Origin of the sequence: Streptomyces cyaneofuscatus (genome assembly GCF_000718135.1) — a bacterium.
GTDB lineage: Bacteria > Actinomycetota > Actinomycetes > Streptomycetales > Streptomycetaceae > Streptomyces > Streptomyces cyaneofuscatus.
Genome location: NZ_JOEM01000007.1, coordinates 176222 through 200956, shown reverse-complemented (window position 1 = coordinate 200956; position 24735 = coordinate 176222). Strand labels below are relative to the sequence as shown.

Sequence of the window (24735 nt, the reverse complement as noted above, 5' to 3'; positions counted from 1 at the left end):
ACAGCGGACAGGAAGAGTGATCCTCCATGCGTCGACTCCCGCCCCGGCCTCGCGCCGCGCGCGCCAAGGCCGGGCTGCTGGCCATCGCCCTCGCTTTCGCCATCGCCGGATGCGGTACGGAATCAGGCGCCCCCGGCGGTCTGTCGGCGCCCGGCGCCACCACCGGGACGATCCGGGCCCAGAAGGTCATGCAGCTGACCCGGACCCACGAGGAGACAGGCATGACCCTGCTGGAGGGCCCGGCCTTCCACCCGGACGGCGGCCTGTTCGTCGTCGACGTCACCGCACCCCCGGGCAAGCCCAAGGTCATGCGCGTCGACGTAAGGCGCAAGACAGTGCGGGCCGTCCACACCGACGGCCGGGGCGCTTACACCTCGGCCCAGTTCAGCCCGTACGACGGGCGGCTCTACCTCACCGACTATGCCCACGGCGAGATCGTGAGCCTCGCCCCGGGCGGCGGCGATCCGCGGACCTTCTTCGCCGGCGAGGTCGACGGAGCACGGATGAACCCCGACGACATCGCCTTCGACGAGGAGGGCCACCTGTACGTCAGCGACTCACGGGGCCTGTCCGAGGGCGCCGCGCACGGGCGCGTCGTGCGCATCGACCGCGGCGGCGGGAAGGCGACCGTCCTGGCCGACGGCCTGGCCGCGACGAACGGCATCTCGTTCGACGAGGCCTATCGCGGGCTGTGGATCAGCGAGCTGACGGAGAACCGGATCTCCTACCTCCGCCTCGGTGAAGGCCGCGAGGCGGCGTCCCGGCACACCGCGATCCGCGTCGACGGGGGGATCGCCCAGACCGACTCGATCGCCGTGGACGCGGACGGCAACCTCTACCAGGGCCTTCACGGCAGGCCCGCGATCGTCGTGTACGACCGGCACGGCGAGCGCCTGGCGACGGTCGACATTCCCGCCCGCGCCGAAGGGCTCGACTCGGCGACGAACGTGGCGATCACCCCCGGCGGAACCAAGGCGTACATGACCGTCAGCGGCCCCGGCGGGGGATACCTCTACACCTTCGACGCCCTGGGGAAGGGCACCCGCCAGTCCAACGGCGGCTGACGTGGCGCGGGCGGTCACCCGGCAGTTCCGACGGGGCTGACGGCGCGGCCGGTCACCCGGCGAAGGGCCGTACCGCTCCCACCTCGACGCCGAGCAGCCGCCACGCCGCCAGCGCCCGGCGCTCCCGCTCCGCACGCGTGGGGCCGGTCACGGCGCCCGAGACCATGGCGACCGCGAGCATGAGGTCGTCCGCCCCGCCCAGCCGGTGACCGCCCGTCAGGTGCCCCCGCAGGCTGCGCGCGACCCGCTCGGACAGGGCCGAGGCGTGCGCATGGACGACGTCGGTCCGGTCCTCGGTCCGGCCGCCGGTCCGGTCGGCGTGCAGAAGGCCGATGAAAGCCGCCGACTCCGTCAGATGCCAGGTCAGCACACCGAGCACACCGGCCAGGGTCGCGCCCGCGGCCGCGGCCGCCTGCTCCACCTCCCGTACGTTCTCCTCCAGAACGGCGTCCGCCAGGGCGGCCCGGTCGGGGAAGTGCCGGTACAGCACGCCCTGCCCGACCCCGGCCCGGCGGGCGATCCCGGAGAGCGGTGCGTCCAGGCCGTGCTCCGCGTAGACCTCGCGGGCGGCGGCGATCAGGGCCGCCCGGTTGCGTGCGGCGGCCTTGGGCCCGTCGTTCGCGGGCCGTCGCTCCTCGGCCGTGGGGTGCTGCGTCACGTCGGAAGCGTAACGGCCGGGTGCCGCGCCCCTGCCGGGGCCTCCGGACGAACGGGTGCCGGGCCGCTGTCAGGGCCTCTGCACGAAGAACTCGTTGCCGTCGGGGTCGAACATCAGCACGCGGCCCCCTTCGCCGTCGCCCTCTCCCGCCTCGGAACGGGTCGCGCCGAGCGAGACGAGGCGTCCCACCTCCGCCTGCCAGTCGGTGCCGGAGGGGAGCGCCAGCTCGAAGGAGAGCCTGTTCGCGCCCGTCTTCGGCGCCACCGGCGGACCACCCCAGGTGATCTTCGTACCGCCGTCCGGCGACTGGATCGCGGTCTCCTCGTCCTGGTCCCAGACCAGGGGCCAGCGCAGCGCCTCGCTCCAGAAGTACCCGACCCGCTGTGTACCGTCGCAGGCCAGCGCCCCGATGAAGCCGGTGTCGGCGAGGAACTCGTTGCCCGGCCCGACGACGCAGAACTCGTTGTCGTCCGGATCGGCGAGCACCACATGCCCCTCCTCCGGCAGCTGGCCCACGTCGATGTGGCGCCCACCGAGCTCCAGGGCCCTGGCGACCGTCCGCCGCTGGTCCTCCGGGGAGGCGCTCGTCAGATCGAAGTGCGCCCGGTTCTGGCCGGTCTTCGGCTCCTGCCCGGGCAGGAAACGGATCCGGAACCCGGAGCCGGACGGGGGCAGGATCGCGGCGGCGTCCTCGTCGGGACCTCCGGCCACCTCCCAGCCCAGGACCCCGGACCAGAAGTCGGCCAGGTCCGACGGCCGGGTCGCCCGGAAACAGATCGCGAACAGTTGACTGGTCATACCCCGTGCATCTCCGCTCCGCCGACGGCCGGTCCGGCCCCTTGCCACACGCCGCGCAGCCTAGGGGCGCCGCGGTGCACCCGCATCAGAGTTTCCGTCGCGGAGCGTTGGGAAACGGCGCGGCGCCGGCCGGCTCAGCAGGAGGAGCGGGTTCTGGGGCGCATCATGGGAGGCGTCAGCCTCGTGGCGGGCCCCGCCCGGTAGAGCGTCGCGGGCCGGCCGCCCTGCGCGGCTCCCCGGCGCCCGGTGGGGGAGAGGAAGCCGTCGGCCTCGGTCACCTTGCAGTGGAAGTTCGGGGGGTCGAGCCGGACGTCCCACACCGTCTCGTACACGCCGCGCAGCTCGCTGATCGTGAACTCCGGGTCGCAGAAGCTGGTGGCCACGGTCGTGAACTGGAGGGCGTTCCGGGCCTGTTCGACGGCGTCGCGCAGGATCTGGCCGTGGTCGAAGGCCAGGGCCCCGGTGTCGGTGAGGAGCGGGGCCACCGGGCACAGGAGGGCGTTCCGCGCGTCGGAGCCCGCGGTGGGGGCGGGCAGGCGGGGGGCGATCGCCAGGAAGGCGCAGGTGACGACGCGCCGGTCCCTCGGGTCGCGGCCGGGGGCGGAGTAGACGCCGAGCTGTTCCAGGTGGAGGGCGTCGGCGTCGAGCCGGGTCTCCTCGCCCAGCTCTCTGGCCGCGGTCTCCTCGACGGTCTCGTCGCCCCGCATGAAGCCGCCGGGCAGGGCGAGGCGGCCGCGGAAGGGCTCTGTCTCCCGCTCCACGAGCAGGACATGAGCGTGTGGTGACGGATGGTCAGGATGACGAGATCCGTCGTCACATGCAGCAACAACCGTTCACGGTACACGTGTGCCATTCGGCGAAGCCCGTGCACCGGGAGCTGCTGTTCCCCTCGGGCGAGTCCCGGCCCCTGGTGCGAGGCTTCGCCGCCGTGATCCGCCATGTGCTCGACGCCGCGCGTGAGTGGTACGGGGCGCCCCTGCACGTGATCCTCAGCCACTCGGTGATGTGGTCCGAGCAGCAGCGGGCCGTGCTCGCGGAGGCCGCGGTGGCGGCGGGCTGCCGGTCGGCCTCGCTGGTCGGGGAGGCCGCGGCGGTGGGGATGTTCGCGGCGCGGCGACGTGCCGAGCAGCTCGGCGAGGGGACCGCCCCCTGCTCGACCTCGTCCGCAACTTCCCGCTGCGCAAGGCCAGCCGGGACGTCGTCACCGCCTGGTCGCGGGACGCGCTGGCGCGCTGTCCCCTGCTCGTCGGCCTCCGTCCGGCCGAGGGGCCCGGACTGCACGTCGCCCCGGTCGCCACGGGGGACGTGGTGGTCGGTTCGGACGCTTTCAAGACGGTGATCCGGAACAAGAACCGCACCCTCGCCGCCGTGGAGATGGAAGCGGGCGGTGCCGCACTCTCCGCGTACCGCTCCGACACCGCCGACGTTCTCGTCGTCCGGGGCATCTCCGACCACGCCGCGAAGGACAAGACGGCGACGGACCTGACTCCGGACGTCGACGGCAGGCCCAACGCCTGGCGCCGCTACGCCGTCACCAATGCCACCCGGATCCTGCTGAAGCTCCTTGCCGCCCCCGACTTCCCATGGCGCGGGACGAGCCCGGTCGGCGGTCCCGTGAGCCCGGCCCCGCCCCGTCGCCTCGAGCCGGGCCCTTCCCGGGGGGACGGAGCGGAATCGGGGCCCGCCGTGGACGGGAGGAGTCCCGACGGCCGCCGCTCCGGGAAGGGGTGGCTCGACGGCCGTACGGTGGCCGCGGTCACGAGCGGAGCCGCCACGGCGCTGGCCGTCGAGTCCTTCCTGCACCGGCGCCGGGACATCGAGGAGGCCGTTGCGGCCGCCTCCACGCCTCCGGCGCCGGACGCCGGGAGCCATGCGGCCCGAACCGAGTCGGCCGACGGTTCCGACGGGTCCGACGGAGGCTCGCATCCGTCCGCCGACCTCCACCCCTGACCCGGACCGGCCCGGCGTGAGGTGAGCGGGAGGCGCCCGAAAAGTCCGACGGGTGAGAGGGGCGGGTGGAGGAGTGACGAAGATTCGGCGCCGGGATTTCACCTCGCGTCCTCATCGATCGTTTTCCGTCATCCACCCTCTCGCATGGGCACCGATCCACCGATTTGATGGCGTATGGACCTGGTCGGGGCAACTCATTTTCGGCCAGGCCCGTCCCAGGGGTCTTGTGGTGGGTGTACCGGCCTACCCAGCATGGAACAACGTTGTCAGGGACACGTCGGAATGATCGTGTTCCCGATGACGCGCCATGGGCGTCCACCCAACGCCCCGAGTTCCCCCCACGATCTGGAGGACTACAGTGCGACTCTCTCACCCCCACAGCCTGTCGAGACGAGCACGACTCATCGCCGGAGCAACCGGCCTCGCCGCTGTCGCGGCGCTCGCCGTCCCCGCCGCCACCGCGTCCGCCCAGCCCGCCCCGAAGACGTTCAGCGCCACCGAGCTCAACCGGACGGCCGACTCCGTGCGCACCGCCGACATCGGCGGCACCGCCTGGTACGTCGATGCCGCGTCGGGCAAGGTCGTCGTCACCGTCGACAGCACCGTCAGCAAGGCCGAGATCGCCAAGATCGAGAACGAGGCCGGCGCGAACGCCGACGCTCTCGAGGTCAAGCGCACCAGCGGTACGTTCTCCAAGCTCATCGCGGGCGGCGAGGCCATCACCACCGGCGGAGCCCGGTGTTCCCTGGGCTTCAACGTGCAGGACGGCGCGGGCACCAAGTTCGCCCTGACCGCCGGTCATTGCACCAACATCGGCAGCTCGTGGTCCATCGGCACCACCACCGGATCCAGCTTCCCCGGCAACGACTACGGCATCATCCGCCACTCCGACCCCGGCGCGGCCGACGGCCGGGTCTACCTCTACAACGGCGGCTACCAGGAGATCACCGGCGCCGGTGACCCCTCGGTCGGCCAGTCCGTCCAGCGCAGCGGCAGCACCACCGGCCTGCACGGCGGCTCGGTCACCGGCCTCAACGCCACCGTCAACTACGGTGCGGACGGCATCGTCTCCGGTCTGATCCAGACCAACGTCTGCGCCGAGCCCGGCGACAGCGGCGGCGCGCTCTTCTCCGGAACCACCGCGCTCGGCCTCACCTCCGGCGGCAGCGGCAACTGCTCCTCCGGCGGCACCACGTTCTACCAGCCCGTCACCGAGGCGCTCGGCGCCTACGGGGTGAGCATCATCTGATCTCCGTACCACCCAGGGCTTCTCACCATCGGCCCTGAGCGCTGTCCCCGCCTGCTCCACCGGCGGGGACAGCGCTCGTTCCGGCGGAACTACGCCACCGAGCCGCGCCGCCGTCCGCCCTCGTAGGCGAGGTGAACGCCACCCCGAGGCGGCGCTCTCGTTGGTGAGGTAACCGCCGTACCTCTGGGGAGCGTCCCTCCGATGCGAAGCATCCGCAGTACCAAGCACCTCGGCCTCATCGGGATGCTGCTGATCGCCGTGGCCTTCGCCGGGCTCCAGCTGACAGCCGTCACCGGAAGGGCCTCGCCCGACACGAAGAACTACCTCTCCTACGCCCTGTCCCTCAGCGGCGAGAGCCGGGCCGAGGCGGGCCGCCGGGCCATCGACCACTCCTGTGCCAGCCAGCAGCACGGTCCGCTGGACTCCATCCCCTGGACCAGCAGGAAGGTCGCGGGGGAGTCGGAGGAGCAGTGCGTGCGCCGGCTGAACGACTCGGTCGCCCACTGGTCCCGCAACGGCAACACCTCGGGGATGATCGCGCCCTTCGCGAACCATCGCTTCATGGCCATCTTCGAGGCCCGCCCGGGGTATCCCCTCTTCCTGGTCCCCTTCGTCACCGTCTTCGGCGCGATGTGGGGTCTCTGGCTCGCGGGCCTGGTCGTCGCGCTGGCCGGAAGCGTCTGCGTCCTGCTCACCCTGCGTTGCGCGGGCGCCTCCCGCCGCGCCGGCCTGGCGGGTCAGGCGCTGTACCTCGCGCTGCCCACCGGGACGGTCGCCATGAACCCGCTGAGCGACGGGCTCTCGCTGGCTCTGGGCACGGCGGTCGTCCTCGGGTGCACGCTGCTCTGCCTGGACCGCCCCCGTGCGGGAGCGGCGCTCGTCGTGGGCGGCCTGGCCCTGATGTTCCCGGTGCGCTACTCGCAGGCGCTGCTCCTGGCAGCCGCTCTCACGGCCGGATTCGCACTCCGGTGGGCGTGGCTGCGCCGCCGCCGGCGACCGTCGCAGCGGACGGGGCAGGCAGCCGTCCTGTGCGGGGCCCTGGCCGTGGCCGTCTACGCGGGCGCGCACCTCCTGTCCTGGCCCACGGGTCAGGACAGCGCCCAGGATCTGCTGACCGACCACTACCGGCGTCCCGATCTGCCCAACCCCTGGCCGGAGTTCCTCGTCCAGGAACGGATCTTCTGGACGGCGTGGCTCCGCCGCCAGGCCACCTATCCCGTACTCCCAGTCCTGCTCGCGCTCTCGGCCTGGGCGCTCCTGAGACGGCGTTCGGCGGTCCTGCCGATCGCCCTGGCGGCGGCGTTCGCAGGCATCCTCAACCAGGCGGGCCACCCGAACCTGGACCAGCTGCTCGGCCACCGCCTCATCGTGTTCGTCTGGCTGCTCCCGGTCCTGGCCGTTCCGCTGCTGCTGGACCGGGAGCCGACGCCGTCGACAGGAGGAGAAGGGGCGCAGCGCACACCTCTGAAGCGCCGGCGGGACCGGGACCCAGCGGCGAGCCGTGCCGCCGGAAACGGAAGCTCCGGCAGGCCGCAGGATCCGCCGCCTGCGGTGACGGCCGGGGCTACAGTGACGCTGTGGACATACCTGGCTGGTTGATCTGGGTCGCTCTGGCTCTGCTCGTCGTGCAGGCCCTCGGCCTGGTTCCGTCCATCCGTCGGTGGCGTCGGTCCGGCCCCGGGGAACGTTCCGGGGCGGGCCTGGATCTGCTCGACACGGTCGCGGGCGTGATGCTGATGGGTGGTCTGCTGCTGAGTCTCGTGGTGGCGGAAACCTGGGTCTGGCTGTTGGCCCCCGGTTTCGTGCTGATGGTCGGTGTGTACGCCGTGAAGGGTCTCCACCTGCTACGAGCCCGCCGCCGCCCCACGACGTGACGCGAAGGGCCGGCACCGAGCCGCTCCGCGACCCTCCAGGTCCTCTTCCGGCCTTGCGCCACATTCCTGGCAGGCGCGCGACGAAGGGCGCCTGCCAGGGAAAACTCCCCATCAGGCGCCCTTCAGCTGTACCTAGAAGAAGCCCACCTTCTGCGCCGAGTACGACCAGAAGGTTCTTCGTCTTCTGGTCGTACACGCCTCACGCTGCCTTTGACCAGCGGAAACGGCCACTATACGGCCAAGCTGTAGGCGGCTGGTCCGCGTATGGCCCGGATCTTGGTCCGCACGGAGCGCACCCCTGACTGTCGGCCCGTGGCGGCGGCGAGCCGGCGAGTCGCTCCGGGGCCGGCTTGGCGCCGCGTCGGCGGGAAGAGCGGCAAGGGCCGGAACGACTGCCTCCCGCGCAGCGGAACGCCCCCGCGCCGGCGCGGGGAGCACTGATGATTGCGCTAGTCCTCTGGTCGAAGAAGCGGAACACCCCGGCGGACGCGGAGGTGTTCCGGTTGGGGCACGGGGACGTGCAGTTCCTTGACGGACAGCAATGAGGTCGACGGCTGCGCCTGTCGCGGCTGACTGGCCACCGCAATTGGTCTGTACCTGTCGGGGCAGAAGAGTGACATGAGCGACAACGGCATCTCGATCACAGTCGAACTGCACGGCGGACCGCTGGATGGGCAAACCACCCCCGTGACCCTCACGGATGAGGATCCCTGGGTCGGGCTTCCCAACGACGGCTGTACCTACCCTGGCGGCAGCAGCATCTATGCACCCGATATCCACGGCCGCTGGGTATGGCAGGACGACCAGCCAGCCCGTACCCCGTGACCCCGCATCCGCCCGGCACTGTGGCAGCCCCGGAGGAGAAAGACATGGATCGCCTTCACATGACAGGTGCCTGGCTGGCTGACCTCAGGGCAGCTCTGCTGTCCAGGGAAGAGGAGGTGCTCCTCGGAGTCCTTCAGCGACCCGACTATCCCGCGCTCGTGTCATGTCCGATCTGTGACGAGGGCCCGGAAAGCGTCGTGTCGCGTGTCGAGGACCCGGCCATTGACGGACGCCGGGTAGTTCTCGTGGACTTCCGGCCTTGTCGGCATGGCATCTGGGTGGCCGTCGGCGAGTAGCGGAAGGTTCCGTCGCGAAGCGTTGCGAACAGGACGCCGGCCCTGCGGCGGGCAGGGCAGGGCCTGACCTTCGCCGTGGGTGCTGGTGGGCGCGGTTCAATCTGGTCAACGTTCAGTCCCTCATCAGCGGGGCGGCCCCGCGGCGGGGCTGCTTGGAACGACGAATACCTGATGAGGGAGCGAAGGGTGACTGGGTGAGGGGTCAATTGCCGGCGGAGCTCGCGATTGCGGTGACGCGGATCTCCACGCGCATGGCGGCAAGGCCGAGGACGGTGACGCCGGTTTCGGTCCAGACCGGCGCGCGGCCATCCAGGCGGAGGCGGAATTGGTCGGCCATGATGCGGTTGACGTCCTCGCTGATGACCCCCTCCCCGGGGGCGACTTTGTGGTACGAGTTGACGTGGATGACGTCATGCCAGGTCGCGCCGACCGTGGCGAGCGCGCGCCCCACGTTCTCGAAGGCCTGGACGATCTCCTCCTCCAGCGAGTCGGGGATGTTCAGGTCGTCGTCCACACCTGCCTGGCCGGAAATCTCGACCCGGTCCCCGACGCGGACGGCGCTGCTGTAGCCCAGGGCATCGTGAAGCTTCTCGCCAAAGCCCGGAACGATGCCGAAAGTGACTGTGTCCATGGTGCTCCATCTCCCTCTCTCCAGGGCCGCACGTTGCCCTGATATGACTTCACGCGTAAAGTCAACATAGCAGGGGATGACTTCAAGCGCAAAGTAAAGAAGAGGTCTTCCCGAGGATCGGGTGACCCCAGGAGGAGGGTTTATGAGCGACAGCGGCGAACGTGGGAGTGGCGAGGAACCGCGCTGGCTCAACAGCCAGGAGAAGGCGGCCTGGACGGGGTTGATCTCCCTGGTCCTGCTGCTGCCGGGCAAGCTGGAATCGCCGCTCCGGGAAGAGCACGGCATCACCTTGTTCGAGTACCTCGTGCTCAGCCATCTTTCCGAAGCCCCACGACGCCGGCTGCGGATGGGTGAGCTCGCCTTCCTCGCCAGCGGATCCCTCTCTCGGCTGTCCAACGTCATCAAACGGTGTGAGCAACGCGGCTGGGTCGTCCGAAGCCCTGATCCGGCCGACGGGCGTTACACCCTCGCCGAACTGACCGACGCAGGCTTCGACATCGTGGACCAGGCGGCTCCCACCCATCTACGCGCCGTACGCGGTCTCGTCCTGGATTCCCTCAGCACCGCCGACCAGAAGGCCCTCACCCGGATCGCGGAGAAGATGCACATCGTCCCCGACGACTTCGCCTGAGGCCCGTCCAGACCCGGCCTCAAGTTCCGGTGCGGCCGGCGCTCGGACGGTCATCTCGAGTGCGACCGCCGGAATCCCGGGCTGGTCGAGGTCGGCGGCCCAGGGCTTGGTCTCCAGTGGCCGGCGGGGGAGCGGGACTGCGGTTCCGGCTCCAAGGTGTACGGAAACGTCAGCTCAGGCTCGCGGAGTCGAGCTGCTCAACTACCGGTCGCACGGGAAGCGGCCTCCAGAAGCTCTGTCCGTTGGACGGCTTCGTGGAGTCTTGCAGGGGCACGAGGAACGCCTGAGGACCCGTCTCAGGTTGAGGTGTGGGGTGAGAGCGTCACCATTCCCTCGCGGATCTATCACGATGAGCCGAACGCCGACGTGGTGCGTTCACTGTCCGGTATCCAGCAGGTGATCTTGCGCTGCCGGTACTCCCGGCACTGCGATGGCAGTGTCCGTCGGCGCCACCTCGAACAGATCGTGAGGCTGGACGAGGCGTGGGTGGTCCCGTTCGTCGTGCAGCTGGCCGGCGAGTACGTGGTGGAGACCCTTGAGGCGATCCACCGAGGGCCGGCCGGGCTTGGCGTCCCGGACTTGGTCCAGCGCGGACTCCGTGGGGAGTCCATCGCTCGGAATCCTGATGTTCTTCGCCCGCACAGAACGACGTGTGGTGAGCTTCTGGTCCTGCTTCTACCGCTGGGAATGCCCCGAGTTCGGCACGTATCCGGGAGGCTTGCCGGCGAAAGCGTTTCGGGCTGCCACCTCGGAGCGGGTAGACGCACCATGGCCCCGCCGCACACCCGTCCCGCTGAGCGTCCGCACCTGACTACGCCTGGTGCGCAGCCAAGACCCATGACGGCATGTTCTGTTCCGCCCAGACGATCTTGCCTGTGGCCGTGCGGGATGAACCCCAGCGGCGGCACAGCATGTTGATGAGTTGAAGGCCCCGTCCGCCCTCGTCGCTCAGGCCCGCGTGCTGGATCTGGGGCAGGTCGGGGCCGGTGTCCGACACCTCCACGACGAGGCGTTCCCCGCGCAGCAGCCGTAGTGTGCCGGGGCCGTTCCCGTAGCGCAGTGCGTTGCCGACCAGTTCGGAGACGACGAGCTCGGAGACGTCGGCGAGCTCCTCGAGGTCCCATGACGCGAGCTGGCCGGTGACGAGACCGCGGGCGGCCGAGGCGGCCCGGCCGTCCTGCGGCAGCTCCCACACCCTCAGGTCCCCCGCCGGGAGTGCGACGCTCGTGGTGACGAGGAGCACGGCCTCATCGAACCGGGGGGCGGCGGCCGGGGCGCGCTCCACCAGACCCCCCTTCTCAAGCGTTCCGGGCGGAAGGCCTAGCGCTGCCGTACGCAGCCGGTCCAACTGGGCGTCCACGTCGGCGTCCCGGGACTTGATCAGGCCGTCCGTGTACATGACCAGGTGGGCACCGTCAGGGACGCGCAGCCGCAAGGGGTCGTACGGGATCACGCCCGCCCCCAGCGGCGCGCCGATCGGCACCGGGACGAGGTCGGCGGCGCCGTGCCCGTCGAGGAGCAGCGGTGGCAGGTGCCCGGCGCTCGCCAGCGTGTAGGAGGAGTCGGCGGGGTCGTAGACCGCGCACAGGCAGGTGGAGACCTGCTCGTCCTCCAGGTCGCGGGTGGCCAGGTCGAGCCGCGCGAGGATCCGCTCAGGGGCCATGTCCAGAGTCATCAGTGCGCGGGCCACCGTCCGCAGGCGCCCCATGGTCGCGGCGGCCGGCAACCCGTGCCCCATGACATCGCCCACCATCAGGGCCGTCCGTCCGCCGGGCAGGGCCATCACGTCGTACCAGTCCCCGCCCACGCCTTGATGTGCCGCCGCGGGCGCGTACTCGGAGTGCACCAGCAGGCCCGGCGTCGCCGGAGTGACGCGCGGCAACAAGGAACGCTGCAACGAGACGACGTGCTCACGCTCCCGCCCGTACAGTCGCGCGTTGTCGATGAAGACCGCCGCCTTGGAAGCGAGCTGCTCCGCCAGCGCCACGTCGGTCGTGGAGAACGGCGGAGTTCCACGGCCGCGCACGAAGTCGGCGCTGCCGAGCAGCAGCCCACGGGCGATCAGGGGCACGGCCAGGTAGCTGTGCACGCCGGCGGCGCGCAGCTGTGCGGCGGCGCTCGCGGTGGGCGCGACGCGGATGAAATCGTCGTCGCGCACCCTGCTCAGCAGCACGGGCTTGCCTTGCCGAAGGACGTACCGGTGGAGCAGCGTCTCGTGCGGCTCCTTGGCGTGCACGAAGGTCTCGCCCACCGGGGTCGGCTCCAGGTCGGAGAGCTCTTCGATGGCGCACAGCGCCATGGCTCGCATCTGTGGGATGCCGGGTTCGCTCTTCCGGAAGCCCTCGTCACCTCGCAGGACACTCTCGAGGATGTCCACAGCCGCTCCGTCGGCGAAACTGGGCACCGTGAACTCGGCGAGTTCTAGAGCGGTGCGCTCCAAATCCAGAGTCGTGCCGATGCGGGAGCTGGCGGAGTTCAGCCAGGCAAGTCGGCTACGGGTGGTGAACCGGTCGGGTGGCAGGAGGCCTTTGCTCCGGCGGAACCGCACGTTCGCGCCGACCGAGCGCCGTCCGGCGGAGCCCCGGTAGGACAGACGCCGTTTACCACTGCCGGCGTTCACTCTTCCGCCTCCCAAGCAGGACTCGACGCCTCTTGGTGCCCAGTGTGCACCGGAAACAGCGGCGGCACCTCCGGGTGACCCTCGTTGGATGGCCTGTTCAGAGACGGTGCTCCGGCGCCCGTTCCCGGTCCTACTGGTTTGGCTCGCGGGTCGGCCCGGCCCGGATCGCTCCTGTCAACTACTCCGTTCCCTGCTCGGAGCACCCCTCGGCGAGAGCTGACATGCTGTGCCGCGAGTAGTGATCGCGAGTGCGGCGCACCCGGTCATCTCGTGTCCCGCCGTACTTCAGGGTTTCCTGGCGACCGCTCCGTACATGGCGATGTCGCGGCCGTCGATGCCGTTCTGCTCCGGGCCGGGGCGCCATGCATGCACCTGGGTGACCTCGGGATCCTGCAGTTCCAGGCCGTCGAAGAACGAGGTGGCGGTTCGTAGATCTCGCAAGACAAAGGGCATACCTTGCTCACGGTACTCCTGGGCGACCCGGTTCACCTCCTCGGGCGCGAAGTCCGCGGTGCCGATGGTCATCGCCAGGTAGCTGCCGGAGGGCAGCGGGTTCAGCAGGTCCTGGACCAGACGCCGGTCGTCAGGGGGCAGGATGAAGTGCATGATGCCGATGACCATGAGGCCGACGGGCCGGTTCAGGTCGATGAGCTCGCGGAACTCGGGACTGTCCAGGATGGTGCCGGGGTCGTGCATGTTCGCGTCCACGTAGGCGGTTGCGCCCTCGGGCGAACTCTGCAGCAGGGCGCGGGCGTGAGCGAGGACGATGGGATCGTTGTCGACGTAGACTACGTGCGATTCCGGGGCCACTTCCTGCGCGATCTCGTGCAGGTTCGGGGACGTCGGAAGACCGGTTCCGATGTCGAGGAACTGGCGGATGCCTCGCTCCTCTGCCAGGAAGCGCGCCGCGCGGTGCATGAACCGGCGGTTTTCCATCATGTGCACGGGCAGGGCGGGCCAGTGTCGGCACATGGCGTCGCCCGCTTCCTCATCCACGGGGTAGTGGTCTTTGCCACCCAGGATGTAGTCGTACACCCGGGCGGAGTGGGCGCGTGAGGTCGCTAGCTTGCCCTGATGGTCGTTCGGCGTGTTCATGCGGTGCCTCTCTCATCCGGGGACGGGCTTTCTCGACGGTATGGAGACACTCTTCCGGGTGCAAACGGTGAGATTCGCGAGAGGCGCGGTCATGAGTCCGGCCGGGCTTGCAGGGCGATCATGGCGATGTCGTCCCGGCGGTGGTGCAGAGGTGGCAGAAGGCTGCGGATCAAGGAAGGCAGGGGCATGCCCCGGCGGGCCAGCACGTCGGAGCGTTCACGCAACCGCTGAAGGTTGTCACCGATGTCCGTCTCTCGCGTCTCCACCAGCCCGTCGGTGTAGAGCACCAGGATGTCCCCTGCGTGCAGGTCCGCGTCGAGGGTGGTGCGGGCGAGGGAGTCGGTGACGCACAAGGGCGGGTCCGGGGCTGTCAGGCCGTGCAGATACCGCGACGGGGCGTCCGCTGGGATGACCAGGGGCGGCGGATGCCCGGCGTTGGACAGGGCGATGTGCCAGCTGCCGCGCGTCCGGCGGTGCAGGACCGCGTGCACCGCCGTGACCATCGACGGACTGTCGAGCGCCTGCACGATGCGGTCGAGACGCCCCAGCGTGGACGCCGGATCGGCGGCCGGGCCGCAGTCGTAGGCGAGTCCCCGCAGGATGCTGTTGACGCGTCCCATCGCCATGGCCGCGTCGAGGTCGTGCCCCGCGATATCGCCGATGGACAGGGCGAGGGCGTCGAGGGAGAGCCGGACGGCGTCGTACCAGTCCCCGCCGACCTCCGCCGCCGAGTCCGCCGGATGGTAGAGCGCTGTGATCGTGAGACCGTCGATGGCCGGCGGGGCCGCGAGGAACGACTGCTGTAGCGCGAGTGCCCTGCTGCGGATGGTCTGCAGCTCCATCGTCCGGCGCAGCGGCCCGCTCATCTGCTGGAAGACGTCCCGCAGCAGCGAGAGGTCGGCCTCGTCCGGGGGCGGGTTGCCCCGGCAGGTCGCGATCGTCGCCAGCGCGACGGTCCGGCCGTCCACCACCACGGGCACCAACGCCATGCCAGTCGCTCCGGCCTTGCGCAGCCACCGTACGGAAACGTTCGAGAGCCCTTCGTCGGGAGGTCCGTCGGGCGGGAAGACCAGAAGTCGAGCCTCCTGGCTCTTGATGGCCCGCTGGGCGACCTGCCCCAGCATGAAGTCGGCGTCCAGAGGGGGCAGGGAAGGCAGACCGGGGGCAAGCCCCACACGCTCCGGCGGCGTTGGGGTGGATGCGTGGGAAGGCCGCGCACCCGCTTCGACGCCGTCCACTACGCGGAAGATGGCCACCGCGTCAGCGAGCTCGGGCACGACGGCCGCAGCCGTCGTCAGAAACGCCTCCGAAAGATCGCGGGCCGCGGGCACCGCCGCCATACGCGCGAGCAGCTTCTCCCGCATACGGGCACGCCAGTGCTCCTCGGCGTCGGTGGCAGTTCCGACAAACTCCACTTCCCCGTTCTCGTCGATGGCGGGCGCAGCAATGATCTTGACGTGGCGGAAGCGGTCGACGTCTCCGTCGAGCCGCACCCTGACGATCGCATCGAGCGAGGACCGCTCGCGCGTAGCCCTGCGCCATGCACGCTGGAACCAGTCCCGGTCCTTGGGATGCACGGCGTCCATCCACGAGGTATCGGTGCCGGGAGTCCACAGCGTCTCGGCGATCCCGCCTCGGGACAATATGGAGACGTCACCGCTGGGCGACATCACCCACACCGACTGCGGTACGGCCCCCATGAGTGCCCGGTACCGACGGAGGAGCCGCTCCTCGTTCACGGCCGTGCCCTCCGCCATTGGGCCGACGAGCCCGAGATCCAGGCTGCCGGCATACCATCGTCTGCCGCCGCTGATCGCCTCCGCCCGCCCCACTCTCCGGACGACGGCAGGAGACCATCACCACTCATGCCTCGATGATCCCCCGCATCCGGGATATCAGCACGCCCAGGCGTTCCGCCGGGCCACCGGGCATGCTGACGAGAGCTGACCGAGGCTCCCAGGCTGCCGCGAGACCCCGCCCCCCCGGGCTACCGGAACCACTCGATCGAAGTGGGGTCACATCACCTTGCTACAGGGGCGTGAATCACGTCCTCGCGCCCCCTCCAGCCCAACCATGGAGCCAGAAGACTTCCGTCGACCGGAGCCCGAAAACGTCCGGGGAACCTGTGACCGAGTCGGACCTTGAGACGCGGGTGGAGCAGCTCACCAGGGATTTACGACGCTTGGCGTCGGAGTTGCCCCAGGTCGCGGCCGAGCACCCGGATTCCGCGCGGGGACGTGACTTCTCGGCCGCGGCGAGGGTGCTGGCCGAAGGCGTCCTGGGGCGCCTGGACGGCGCTCTGGCGAACCCCTCGGCCGGACCGGCGCGTCGCCTGCACCACTGCTACGTGGTGGACCGCGACCTCGACAGTCCCGAGGGGGAACTCGCCGGCCGGGTGGTGGACGGCTGCCGCGCCCTCCAGGCCTCCCGCGTTCTCAGGGACGGCGGGTTCGTCGACACGTACAACTTCGAGAAGAAGCTCAACGGCTTCCGGTGGCGTGCGCTGGTCGCCGCCGGCGGCCGTGGCGAACGACCGTCACCGCGACGTTCCTCCGAAACAGCGACTCCCTGGCCCGTCATCTGATGGCGCCGACCTGAGCATTCCGCCCCAACTCCCGTGCCGGGTCGCGCAATCTCGCGCAGCGTCCGGGACTGCAGGGCATAGCCGCTTCTCCGGTCCTGGTCATGACCACACCATCGACCACCGAGGCGCCCGCCTCCTTCGCCTGTACGCGTGCTCCCCGTGCCAGGAGCGGCGCGGTCTGCGCTCAATCGTCGAGCAGTCCCACGAGGCGGCCTACCGCATACTTCGTGAACCGCACCGAGGAGTACGTCGGCGGATTCTCGCGCCGAGGTGGTGCGGCGTGCACGGTGAACCAGAACGCCGTCCCGGTCGACCAAGGCGCCCGCAATCCCGAGCGGGCGGCACGTCCTTTCCCACGTGCCGTCCGCCGACCACCTGCGATGACGATCGTGAACCGTCTTCCAGCTGGCGAAGCAGCGAGGCAGGTCCCGCCAGGCTCTAGAAGAAGCCCAGCTTCTGCGCCGAGTACGACACCAGAAGGTTCTTCGTCTGCTGGTAGTGCTCCAGCATCATCTTGTGGTTCTCCCGGCCGATGCCCGACTCCTTGTAGCCGCCGAACGCAGCGTGGGCCGGATACGCGTGGTAGCAGTTCGTCCAGACCCGGCCCGCCTTGATCGCGCGGCCCGCCCGGTACGCGGTGTTGGTGTCGCGGGTCCATACACCGGCCCCGAGCCCGTACAGGGTGTCGTTGGCCGTCGTGATGGCGTCGTCGAAGTCGGTGAAGGCGGCCACCGCCACGACCGGGCCGAAGATCTCCTCCTGGAAGACCCGCATCCGGTTGTCGCCCTCGAAGACCGTCGGCTGGACGTAGTAGCCGCCCGCCAGTTCGCCGCCGTGCTCGATGCGCTCACCGCCCGTGAGGATCTTCGCGCCCTCCTGCCGGCCGATCTCCAGGTAGGAGAGGATCTTCTGGAGCTGGGCGTCGGACGCCTGCGCGCCGATCATCGTGTCGGTGTCGAGGGGGTTGCCCGGCAGGATCTTCTCCGTGCGGGCGATCCCGGCCTCCAGGAAGGCGCCGTAGTGCCCTCGCTGGATCAGGGCGCGCGAGGGACACGTGCACACCTCGCCCTGGTTGAGGGCGAACATGGTGAAGCCTTCGAGGGCCTTGTCGAGGAAGTCGTCGTCGCTGCGGGAGACGTCGTCGAAGAAGATGTTCGGCGACTTGCCGCCCAGCTCCAGTGTCACCGGCTTGAGGTTCTCGGAGGCGTACCGCATGATCAGCCGCCCCGTCGTGGTCTCCCCGGTGAACGCGATCTTCGCGACGCGCGGGCTGGAGGCCAGCGGCTTGCCGGCCTCCTCGCCGAAGCCGTTGACGATGTTGACGATCCCGGGCGGCAGCAGATCTGCCACCAGGCTCATCCAGAAGTGGATGGAGGCCGGAGTCTGCTCGGCCGGCTTGAGGACCACCGCGTTGCCCGCGGCCAGCGCCGGGGCGAGCTTCCAGGTGGCCATCAGGATGGGGAAGTTCCACGGGATGATCTGGCCGACCACGCCCAGCGGCTCGTGGAAGTGGTACGCGACGGTGTCCTCGTCCAGCTCGCTGAGCGAGCCCTCCTGGGCGCGCAGGACCCCCGCGAAGTAACGGAAGTGGTCGATGGCCAGCGGGATGTCGGCGGCCAGCGTCTCGCGCACCGGCTTTCCGTTCTCCCAGCTCTCCGCGACCGCCAGCTCCTCCAGATGCGCCTCCATACGGTCCGCGATCCGGTTCAGGACGGCCGCCCGGTCACCGGCCGGGGTCGCTCCCCACGCGGGCGCGGCGGAGTGTGCCGCGTCCAGGGCGAGTTCGACGTCCTCGGCGGTGCCGCGGGCGATCTCGGTGAAGGCGCGGCCGTTGACGGGACTGGGGTTCTCGAAGTACCCGCCCCGGACCGGCGGGACGTACGCGCCGCCGATCCAGTGGTCGTAGCGGGACGCGTACGTGACGATCGCGCCCTCGGTGCCTGGTGCGGCGTAACGGGTCATCTCTGTGGCCTCCCGGATCCGGTGCCGCCCGCCGTTGGACGGCCCTCGGCGCGAGGCTAGGAGGCCGGACGTTGCAACGCCGTTGCAGTACGGGGGCGTTTGCGCGGAGCCGCCCCCTGCCCCATGCCCGAACCCCCCTCAGCCCCCCTGCTCCGCGTCCAGCCCCCGCACCCTCTCCAGCAGCGCTGCCCGCCGCTCCGCCGGGGCCGCCCCCGCCAGTGCCCGCCACACCGCCAGGTCGTCCTCGCCCCACGGGCTGTACGCCCAGTCGGCCAGCAGCCCCGGATCACCCCGGGCGATCAGCGCCGCCCGCAACTCGTCCGCGATGCGATGGCGCAGCCGTACGACGGCGGGGGCGCGCGAACCCGGGAGCAGCGGGCCCGCGTACGCGCCCAGCGCCGCCGCCACCGCCCCGGAACCCAGCCTGCGCGCCACCGTGTCGAAGTCGGCGTCCACCGGCACGCCGAGCCGGTACGGGCGCGAGTGCAACAGCTCCGGGCCCAGCAGCCTTCTGAGCCGGGAGAGTTCGGCCCGCAGTGTCACGGGGGGCACCGACTCGTCCTCGTACAGCTCGATCAGCAGCTCGTCCCCGCTCAGCCCCTCCGGGCGGCGGGCCAGGGCGACGAGGATCTCGCTGTGCCGCCTGCTGAGCCGGATCCTGCGGTCCCCGGCCACGAGCAGCGCCTCGTCCCGGCCCAGCGCGCTCAGCCGCGCCGACCCGCCGTCCGCCGCCGGTGCGAGGAGTGCGAGTTGCGACTCGGCGGCCCGCGCCACCGCCTGGACGAAGGCCAGACTGTGCGGGTGCGCCAGCCCGTCGCCGCCCGTGATGTCCACCGCCCCCAGTACCCGGCCGGTGTGCGGGTCGTGGAGCGGGGCCGCCGCGCACGTCCACTGCTGCACCGGGCGCAGGAAGTGCTCGGCCGCGAAGACCTGTACCGGCCGGTCGACCGCGATGGCCGTGCCCGGCGCGTTGGTCCCGGCCACGCTCTCCGCCCAGCGGGCGCCCTCCACGAAGTTCATCGCCCCCGCCCGGCGGCGGGCCGCCGCGTGGCCCTCCACCCACAGCAGCCTGCCGTGGGCGTCGCAGACGGCCAGTAGATGCTCCCCGTCCGTCGCGTACGCGCCCATGAGTTCACGGATCACGGGCATCGCCCGGGCCAGCGGATGGGCTTCACGGTAGAGGCCCAGCTCGTCCGCGCCGAATTCGACCACGGGGGCGCCGTCCGGGCTGACACGGGCCCGGGCCGAGCGGAGCCACGACTCGCCGACCACCGTACGCACCGGCCGTTCCAGCCGTCCCGCCGAGGTGAACACCTCGTGCGCGCGACGCAGCGCGCCCATCCGCTCACCGGGGTCCGTGTCAGCGGCCAGGGCCACCCAGGGGTCCGTCAACTCGCCCTCCGTCCGGGCCGTCCTGCCTCCCCATCGTCGTCGCCCCCGGCCTCCGCGACAACCCGGCTGCGGCGGGTGAATGGGGGCGCGGGCTCAGGGGCGCGCGACGAGACGGAGGTAGCGCTCCCAGTCCCAGAGCACGCCGGGGTCGGTGTGGTCGCTGCCCGGCACCTCGTGGTGGCCGATGATGTGCGCCCGGTCCTTGGGTATGCCGTGCCGCTCGCAGATCGCCGCCGTGAGCAGGGCCGAGCGCCGGTACATCACGTCGGTGAAGAACTCCGGCCGGTCCACCCATCCCTCGTGCTCGATGCCGATGCTGCGGACGTTGACGTCCCAGTTGCCCGCGTGCCAGGCGATGTCGCTCTCCCGCACGCACTGCGCGACATGACCGTCACCGGAGCGCACCACGTAGTGCGCGGAGACCTGCTTGGCCGGATCGCGGAAGATGCCGACCGTCGGGGTGAACAACTGCTGGGCCACGTGGATGACGACGCGGTCGACCCGGCGCTCCGAAGGGGGCGCGGGGACCGTGTAGTTCGCCCCGTGGGCCGGCGCCCAGAGAGCCGCCGGGTGGTCCGCGACGGCGATCGTAGGTGTCACGGCCCGTGCCGACGCCGGAACGAGCGCAGCCGCCGCGGTGACGGCGGCCCCCTGAAGGAGCCTTCTGCGGTGCATCGCACTCCTATGGGGGCCGGGGGCGCTGTAAGGCTGACGCGTAACGGAAAGCTGTAAGGGTGACGCGTAAGGAAAAAGAGGAGGCCGAAGCCGTCTTCCGCTGATGACGTACGGAAGAGGGCTCCGGTTCCCCACGCCCGTCGGCGGAGCTCAGCCCCCGGCCGACGCCCCTGCCAGCGCACTCGCCGGGTCGTCGTCCGAAGGCCCCGCGGGCACCCAGCGGCCGCGCTCCTTGCGGTAGGGCCACCACCGGCCGTCGCGGTCGTACCGGAGCTGGACATCGGCGCCCGCCACCGTCCAGCGGGCCCGGGCCGCCCGCAACTGGGGCCGCTCACCCTCCTCCCAGGCCGCCGCGAGCCGCGCGCGAGCCCGGGCGAGGGCGTCCGAGTCCGGGTCCCACTCCTCGTCGAGCACCGCCAGCGCGGCAGCCCCTCCGTAGCGCCAGGCGCTCACCGCCGCCCCCAGCTCGGCCCGCGGCCGACCGCTCCCCTCGGCGAGCCGCTTCGCGATCCACGGCTCGGGGCGGGCATCGGCGGCCATCCGCACCGCGTCCTGCTCCGGCGTCAGCTCCGCCGGAACCTGCTGCCGTCCGTGCCCCGGAGCCAGCGCCTCCAGCAGCATGCGGTGGGCCCGTACGGCGCTGTCGGCGGCCAGGAACTCCAGCGCCGCCGGGTCGATGCCGGACGGCGGGCCCGCCTCCGTGTCCAGCGACGGAGGCAGCCCCGGCTCCTCGGGCACCGGCGGCGGCATGGGGAGCGGCGGCAGGATGGAGCCCGCGGCGAACGCCTCGTCGGCCGGGACGCCGTAACCCTCCCCGGCCGCCTCCTCCGGCGCATCGCCCTCCGCACCGCGTACCGCACGGGCGGCGCTGCGCACCTGGAGCTCGTCCAGCAGCCGCCGCTCCCCGCGCCCCCGCAGCAGCAGGAGGACGAACGGGTCCTCGTCCAGCAGCCGCGCCACCTGGTAGCACAGGGCGCCCGAATGGGGGCAGTGGTCCCACGTGCCGCAGGTGCACTCCGGCTCCAGGTCGCCGATGCCGGGCAGCAGATCCACCCCGGCACCCGCCGCGTCCTCCACCAGATGCGGAGGCATCTCCCGGTCGAGCAGCGCCGCGATGTGCCCGGCCCGCTCCACCGCCATGTCCAGGAAGCGGTCCCACGCCTCGTCGCCGAGCTCCTGGAGCAGCACATCGCTCCGGTGGCCCGTGCCGTCCCGGTCCCGTACGACGGCCGTGATCCGGCCGGGGCGTACGGAGACCGCCCCTACGCCGCCCTCTCGGGCCAGCCGGCGCCCCTTCTTTAGCTGCTGACCGTCCAGGGCGGTGTCCTCCAGCGCCTGGAGCCACGCCCGGCCCCACCAGGACGTGGCGAAACCCCTGCCCGGCGGGGGAGGCAGCGGCGCGAACGTACGCTCCGCTCCACCGCCGGAATCCACCGCGCCCGTCCCGTACTCGTCGTCCTCGCTCATCGTGCGCCCCCTCGCAGCTCGACCAGATCGGCCAGTTCCGCATCGGTCAGTTCGGTCAGCGCGGCCTCTCCCGAGCCGAGCACCGCGTCCGCGAGCCCCTGCTTGCGGGCGAGCATCTCCGCGATCCGGTCCTCGATCGTGCCCTCGGCGATCAGCCGGTGCACCTGGACGGGCTGCGTCTGCCCGATCCGGTACGCCCGGTCCGTCGCCTGTGCCTCCACCGCCGGATTCCACCACCGGTCGAAGTGCACGACATGGCCGGCCCGGGTGAGGTTGAGCCCGGTCCCCGCCGCCTTGAGGGAGAGCAGGAACACCGGAGCCTCGCCCGCCTGGAAGCGGCTCACCATCTCCTCACGCCGCGCCACCGGCGTACCACCGTGCAGGAACTGCGTACGCACCCCCCGCTCGGCCAGGTGCTCCTCCAGCAGCCGCGCCATCTGTACGTACTGGGTGAACACCAGGACAGAACCCTGTTCGGCCAGGATCGTGTCCAGGAGTTCGTCCAGCAGCTCGACCTTCCCCGACCGGTCCGCGATCCGCGGCCGGTCCTCCTTCAGGTACTGCGCCGGGTGATTGCAGATCTGCTTCAGCGCCGTCAGCAGCTTCATCACGAGCCCCCGCCGCTCGAACCCGTCGGCGCCGGCGATCTCGGCGAGGGTCTCGCGGACCACCGCCTCGTACAGCCCGGCCTGTTCGGCCGTCAGCGAGACCGTCCGGTCGGTCTCCGTCTTCGGCGGAAGCTCCGGCGCGATCCCCGGGTCGGACTTGCGGCGGCGCAGCAGGAACGGGCGCACCAGAGCCGCGAGCCGCTCGGCGGCCGCCGGGTCCGTGCCGCCCTCGACGGCGGCGGCGTACCGGGTACGGAAGGTTCCGAGCCGGCCCAGCAGCCCGGGCGTCGTCCAGTCCAGGATCGCCCACAGCTCGGAGAGGTTGTTCTCCACCGGAGTGCCGGTGAGGGCGACGCGGGCCCGGCCGCCGATGGTGCGCAGCTGCTTGGCCGTCGCCGAGTGCGGGTTCTTCACGTGCTGCGCCTCGTCGATGACGACCATGCCCCAGGAGGAGGCCGCCAGCCGGGGCGCGTCCAGACGCATCGTGCCGTACGTGGTCAGGACGAACTCGCCGTCCGCCAGCCCTTCCAGGGAACGCGACGCGCCGTGGAAACGGCGTACGGGGGTGACCGGGGCGAACTTCTCGATCTCCCGTTGCCAATTGCCCATCAGCGACGTCGGACAGACCACCAGTGTCGGCCCGGCCGCGTCCCGGTCGCCCTGGCGGTGCAGATGCAGGGCGATGAGCGTGATGGTCTTGCCCAGGCCCATGTCATCGGCGAGGCAGGCGCCGAGGCCGAGCGAGGTCATGGTGTGCAGCCAGTTCAGACCGCGCAGCTGGTAGTCGCGCAGGGCTGCGGTCAGCGCCTCGGGCTGCCCGATCGTCTGCTGAGCCGCGGACTCCGGATCGGCCAGCCGCTTGCGCAGCCCCTCCAGCCAGCCCGTCGCGGCCACCTCCACCCGGCGCCCGTCCACCTCGGTGGAGCCGGTCAGCGCCGCGCCCAGCGCGTCGATGGGGGTGACCTTGCGGTCCTGGGTCTCCCGGGCCCGGCGCGCCTCCTCCGGGTCGATGAGGACCCACTGGTCGCGCAGCCGCACGATCGGTCTGCTGGACTCCGCGAGCCGGTCCAGCTCCGCGCGGCTCAGCTGCCGGTCGCCCAGCGCGAACCGCCAGTCGAACGCGAGCAGGGCGTCGGCGGAGAGGAACGACGGGGTGTCGGCGACGGTCCGCCCCCGCCGGCCGTCATCCTCTTCGCCGCTGTCGTCCTGTCCGTCGGCCGGGCCGATCACCGCGCGGGCGGTCAGCTTCCTCGCCAGCTCCTTGGGCCAGTGCACCTGCACGCCCGTGGCGGCCAGGGCGCGCGAGGCGGGCCCCAGCAGCTCGGCGATCTCCTCGTCGGCCGGCTCCACCGCGTCCGGTACGGCGGCGGAGAGCAGCGGCGCCAGGGGCGGCCAGGCGCGGGCGGCCCGGCGCAGGGCGAGGAGGGCGTCCATCCGGGCCCGTGGCCCGAACGCCGCCGCGCTCCGGGTGCCGCCCGCCCAGACCTCGGCCGCGTCGGCGACCAGGGAAGGGTCGCTGACGCTGTGGATCTGCAGGACGGCACGGAAGGAAGGCGCCGCGTCGTCGACAAGAGGGGCGTCAGTGGCGGGGGAGGCCGGGGAGGCCGTTCCCGTGATCTCGATACGCAACGAGAGCCGCACCCCCGCGTCGTGACCGGCCGCCACATCAGCGGCCCAGGACCGCCCTTGGGGCAGATGCTGTGGTTCCCGGGCGGTGAACGCGGGGCCCGCCGCCGCGAATCCGGCGGCGGGCGTCCGGGGCAGCCCGTCCGCCACCGCGTCCAGGAACGCCCGCAGCAGCCGCTCCGGGTCGGGCAGCAGCAGCGGCCCGTCCACCGTCGCGCCGGTCTCCAGCGGGGTCGCGTGAGCGGTGGGCGGCATCGACGCCGCGAGCTCCCGGATCCGCTCCAGGTCCCCGGCGCCCAACGGCCCGACCCGCCAGGCGTCCTGGTCGGTGGGGCTCAGCCCGGGCAGCAGGAGGCCCCGGGCGACGAACTGCAGGCCGAGCAGTGCGGCGGCGCCCCAGAAGGCGGTCGCGGGGGAGGCCTTGCCGTCGGCCCGCGCCCGGGTCAGCACCGGCAGGGCCTCCCGTACGGGGAGGTGCAGGCCGGGCACGGTACGGCGCCGGAGGCCGGCCTCGGCCACGGTGAGCTCCGACAGGATCCCGGGCGCGTCGGGAGGGGTGCTGCCGTCCGGATTCCAGAAGGCGATCAGGCCGGTACGGGACGGATCCGCGGGGATGAAGACCGCGGAGCAGCGGGACAGCTCGGAAATCTCGGAAGGCGTTGCCGCGGGGTGCCGGTGCACAGCGATGTCAGATTCCTCAAGTTTGACTAGTGGGTCGGGGTCGCCGAGG

19 protein-coding genes and 2 pseudogenes are annotated in these 24735 nt (G+C 71.3%); 8 read left to right on the top strand and 13 right to left on the bottom strand.

Annotated features, from left to right (window positions below; genetic code table 11):
* Nucleotides 1-26 precede the first annotated feature (26 nt).
* Nucleotides 27-1064, top strand: coding sequence for an SMP-30/gluconolactonase/LRE family protein (locus IF17_RS0113455; protein WP_030565447.1), 1038 nt, complete (start codon nucleotides 27-29; stop codon nucleotides 1062-1064).
* A 52-nt stretch (nucleotides 1065-1116) separates the two neighbouring features.
* On the opposite strand, the gene IF17_RS0113450 is transcribed toward IF17_RS0113455, so the two are convergent.
* The 3 genes and pseudogenes from IF17_RS0113450 to IF17_RS01000000136415 all read right to left on the bottom strand — a co-directional run bounded on the left by IF17_RS0113450 (nucleotide 1117) and on the right by IF17_RS01000000136415 (nucleotide 3373).
* Entirely contained in the window at nucleotides 1117-1722 is a 606-nt protein-coding gene (locus IF17_RS0113450) for a TetR/AcrR family transcriptional regulator (RefSeq protein ID WP_030565446.1), read from the bottom strand.
* Nucleotides 1723-1791: 69 nt separating this feature from the next.
* Nucleotides 1792-2520: a VOC family protein gene (locus IF17_RS0113445; RefSeq protein WP_030565444.1), complete on the bottom strand. Its 729-nt coding sequence runs from the start codon at nucleotides 2518-2520 to the stop codon at nucleotides 1792-1794.
* A 134-nt stretch (nucleotides 2521-2654) separates the two neighbouring features.
* Nucleotides 2655-3373, bottom strand: a pseudogene (locus tag IF17_RS01000000136415) (NUDIX hydrolase).
* 152 nt (nucleotides 3374-3525) lie between these two features.
* Between IF17_RS01000000136415 and IF17_RS0113435 the strand changes: the two are divergent.
* From IF17_RS0113435 to IF17_RS1000000137740, 5 genes are all read left to right on the top strand, one after another.
* Nucleotides 3526-4470 carry a 5'-methylthioadenosine/S-adenosylhomocysteine nucleosidase gene (locus IF17_RS0113435; RefSeq protein WP_143660202.1) on the top strand — a complete coding sequence of 315 codons (945 nt, stop codon included), beginning with the start codon at nucleotides 3526-3528 and terminating at the stop codon, nucleotides 4468-4470.
* A gap of 358 nt (nucleotides 4471-4828) precedes the next feature.
* Nucleotides 4829-5719, top strand: a complete 891-nt coding sequence (locus tag IF17_RS0113430) for a S1 family peptidase (protein ID WP_030565440.1) — start codon at nucleotides 4829-4831, stop codon at nucleotides 5717-5719.
* 201 nt (nucleotides 5720-5920) lie between these two features.
* On the top strand, nucleotides 5921-7318 hold the full coding sequence (locus tag IF17_RS0113425; RefSeq protein WP_237667258.1) for a hypothetical protein: 1398 nt from the start codon (nucleotides 5921-5923) through the stop codon (nucleotides 7316-7318).
* A complete protein-coding gene (locus IF17_RS0113420) occupies nucleotides 7297-7593 on the top strand; it encodes a hypothetical protein (RefSeq protein ID WP_030565436.1) in 297 nt (98 codons plus the stop codon). The genes IF17_RS0113425 and IF17_RS0113420 overlap by 22 nt, the downstream gene beginning before the upstream one ends.
* Before the next feature lie 618 nt (nucleotides 7594-8211).
* Nucleotides 8212-8418, top strand: coding sequence for a hypothetical protein (locus IF17_RS1000000137740; protein WP_076968233.1), 207 nt, complete (start codon nucleotides 8212-8214; stop codon nucleotides 8416-8418).
* Nucleotides 8419-8916: 498 nt separating this feature from the next.
* Here the strand turns inward: IF17_RS1000000137740 and IF17_RS0113405 are convergent, their stop codons facing one another.
* Nucleotides 8917-9345, bottom strand: a complete 429-nt coding sequence (locus IF17_RS0113405) for a Rid family hydrolase (RefSeq protein WP_030565426.1) — start codon at nucleotides 9343-9345, stop codon at nucleotides 8917-8919.
* A gap of 142 nt (nucleotides 9346-9487) precedes the next feature.
* On the opposite strand from IF17_RS0113405, the gene IF17_RS0113400 reads away from it, so the two are divergent.
* Nucleotides 9488-9976 (top strand): MarR family winged helix-turn-helix transcriptional regulator, encoded by a 489-nt coding sequence (locus IF17_RS0113400; RefSeq protein ID WP_030565424.1) that lies wholly within the window; start codon nucleotides 9488-9490, stop codon nucleotides 9974-9976.
* Between the two features lie 811 nt (nucleotides 9977-10787).
* Here IF17_RS0113400 and IF17_RS0113390 read toward each other — a convergent pair.
* From IF17_RS0113390 to IF17_RS0113380, 3 genes are all read right to left on the bottom strand, one after another.
* On the bottom strand, nucleotides 10788-12596 hold the full coding sequence (locus tag IF17_RS0113390) for a SpoIIE family protein phosphatase (protein ID WP_030565422.1): 1809 nt from the start codon (nucleotides 12594-12596) through the stop codon (nucleotides 10788-10790).
* A gap of 285 nt (nucleotides 12597-12881) precedes the next feature.
* Complete coding sequence (locus tag IF17_RS0113385; RefSeq protein WP_030565421.1) at nucleotides 12882-13691, bottom strand: SAM-dependent methyltransferase; 810 nt, start codon at nucleotides 13689-13691, stop codon at nucleotides 12882-12884.
* A gap of 89 nt (nucleotides 13692-13780) precedes the next feature.
* A complete protein-coding gene (locus IF17_RS0113380) occupies nucleotides 13781-15430 on the bottom strand; it encodes a SpoIIE family protein phosphatase (RefSeq protein ID WP_030565420.1) in 1650 nt (549 codons plus the stop codon).
* 443 nt (nucleotides 15431-15873) lie between these two features.
* On the opposite strand from IF17_RS0113380, the gene IF17_RS0113375 reads away from it, so the two are divergent.
* The gene (locus IF17_RS0113375) at nucleotides 15874-16275 is read left to right on the top strand and encodes a hypothetical protein (protein ID WP_030565419.1); all 402 of its coding nucleotides are present in this window, start codon (nucleotides 15874-15876) and stop codon (nucleotides 16273-16275) included.
* Nucleotides 16276-16622: 347 nt separating this feature from the next.
* Here the strand turns inward: IF17_RS0113375 and IF17_RS1000000137730 are convergent.
* From IF17_RS1000000137730 to IF17_RS0113350, 6 genes and pseudogenes are all read right to left on the bottom strand, one after another.
* Nucleotides 16623-16709 (bottom strand): annotated as a pseudogene (locus IF17_RS1000000137730) (transposase); the annotation flags it as partial.
* Between the two features lie 4 nt (nucleotides 16710-16713).
* Nucleotides 16714-18237 carry an acetaldehyde dehydrogenase ExaC gene (gene exaC, locus IF17_RS0113370; RefSeq protein ID WP_030565418.1) on the bottom strand — a complete coding sequence of 508 codons (1524 nt, stop codon included), beginning with the start codon at nucleotides 18235-18237 and terminating at the stop codon, nucleotides 16714-16716.
* A gap of 138 nt (nucleotides 18238-18375) precedes the next feature.
* On the bottom strand, nucleotides 18376-19629 hold the full coding sequence (locus IF17_RS0113365) for a GAF domain-containing protein (RefSeq protein ID WP_030565417.1): 1254 nt from the start codon (nucleotides 19627-19629) through the stop codon (nucleotides 18376-18378).
* Between the two features lie 93 nt (nucleotides 19630-19722).
* On the bottom strand, nucleotides 19723-20304 hold the full coding sequence (locus tag IF17_RS0113360; protein ID WP_030565416.1) for an N-acetylmuramoyl-L-alanine amidase: 582 nt from the start codon (nucleotides 20302-20304) through the stop codon (nucleotides 19723-19725).
* 150 nt (nucleotides 20305-20454) lie between these two features.
* A complete protein-coding gene (locus IF17_RS0113355; RefSeq protein WP_030565414.1) occupies nucleotides 20455-21771 on the bottom strand; it encodes an SWIM zinc finger family protein in 1317 nt (438 codons plus the stop codon).
* Complete coding sequence (locus IF17_RS0113350; RefSeq protein WP_030565412.1) at nucleotides 21768-24686, bottom strand: DEAD/DEAH box helicase; 2919 nt, start codon at nucleotides 24684-24686, stop codon at nucleotides 21768-21770. Before IF17_RS0113350 ends, IF17_RS0113355 begins: the two co-directional genes overlap by 4 nt.
* Between the last annotated feature and the right edge of the window lie 49 nt (nucleotides 24687-24735).

What these genes read in the sequence shown, in the direction of transcription:
- exaC (WP_030565418.1), bottom strand. Translation starts at nt 18,237, where the DNA reads ATGACCCGTTACGCCGCACCAGGCACCGAGGGCGCGATCGTCACGTAC.
- IF17_RS0113455 (WP_030565447.1), top strand. Translation starts at nt 27, where the DNA reads ATGCGTCGACTCCCGCCCCGGCCTCGCGCCGCGCGCGCCAAGGCCGGG.
- IF17_RS0113405 (WP_030565426.1), bottom strand. Translation starts at nt 9,345, where the DNA reads ATGGACACAGTCACTTTCGGCATCGTTCCGGGCTTTGGCGAGAAGCTT.
- IF17_RS0113360 (WP_030565416.1), bottom strand. Translation starts at nt 20,304, where the DNA reads ATGCACCGCAGAAGGCTCCTTCAGGGGGCCGCCGTCACCGCGGCGGCT.
- IF17_RS0113385 (WP_030565421.1), bottom strand. Translation starts at nt 13,691, where the DNA reads ATGAACACGCCGAACGACCATCAGGGCAAGCTAGCGACCTCACGCGCC.
- IF17_RS0113400 (WP_030565424.1), top strand. Translation starts at nt 9,488, where the DNA reads ATGAGCGACAGCGGCGAACGTGGGAGTGGCGAGGAACCGCGCTGGCTC.
- IF17_RS1000000137740 (WP_076968233.1), top strand. Translation starts at nt 8,212, where the DNA reads ATGAGCGACAACGGCATCTCGATCACAGTCGAACTGCACGGCGGACCG.
- IF17_RS0113355 (WP_030565414.1), bottom strand. Translation starts at nt 21,771, where the DNA reads ATGAGCGAGGACGACGAGTACGGGACGGGCGCGGTGGATTCCGGCGGT.
- IF17_RS0113445 (WP_030565444.1), bottom strand. Translation starts at nt 2,520, where the DNA reads ATGACCAGTCAACTGTTCGCGATCTGTTTCCGGGCGACCCGGCCGTCG.
- IF17_RS0113425 (WP_237667258.1), top strand. Translation starts at nt 5,921, where the DNA reads ATGCGAAGCATCCGCAGTACCAAGCACCTCGGCCTCATCGGGATGCTG.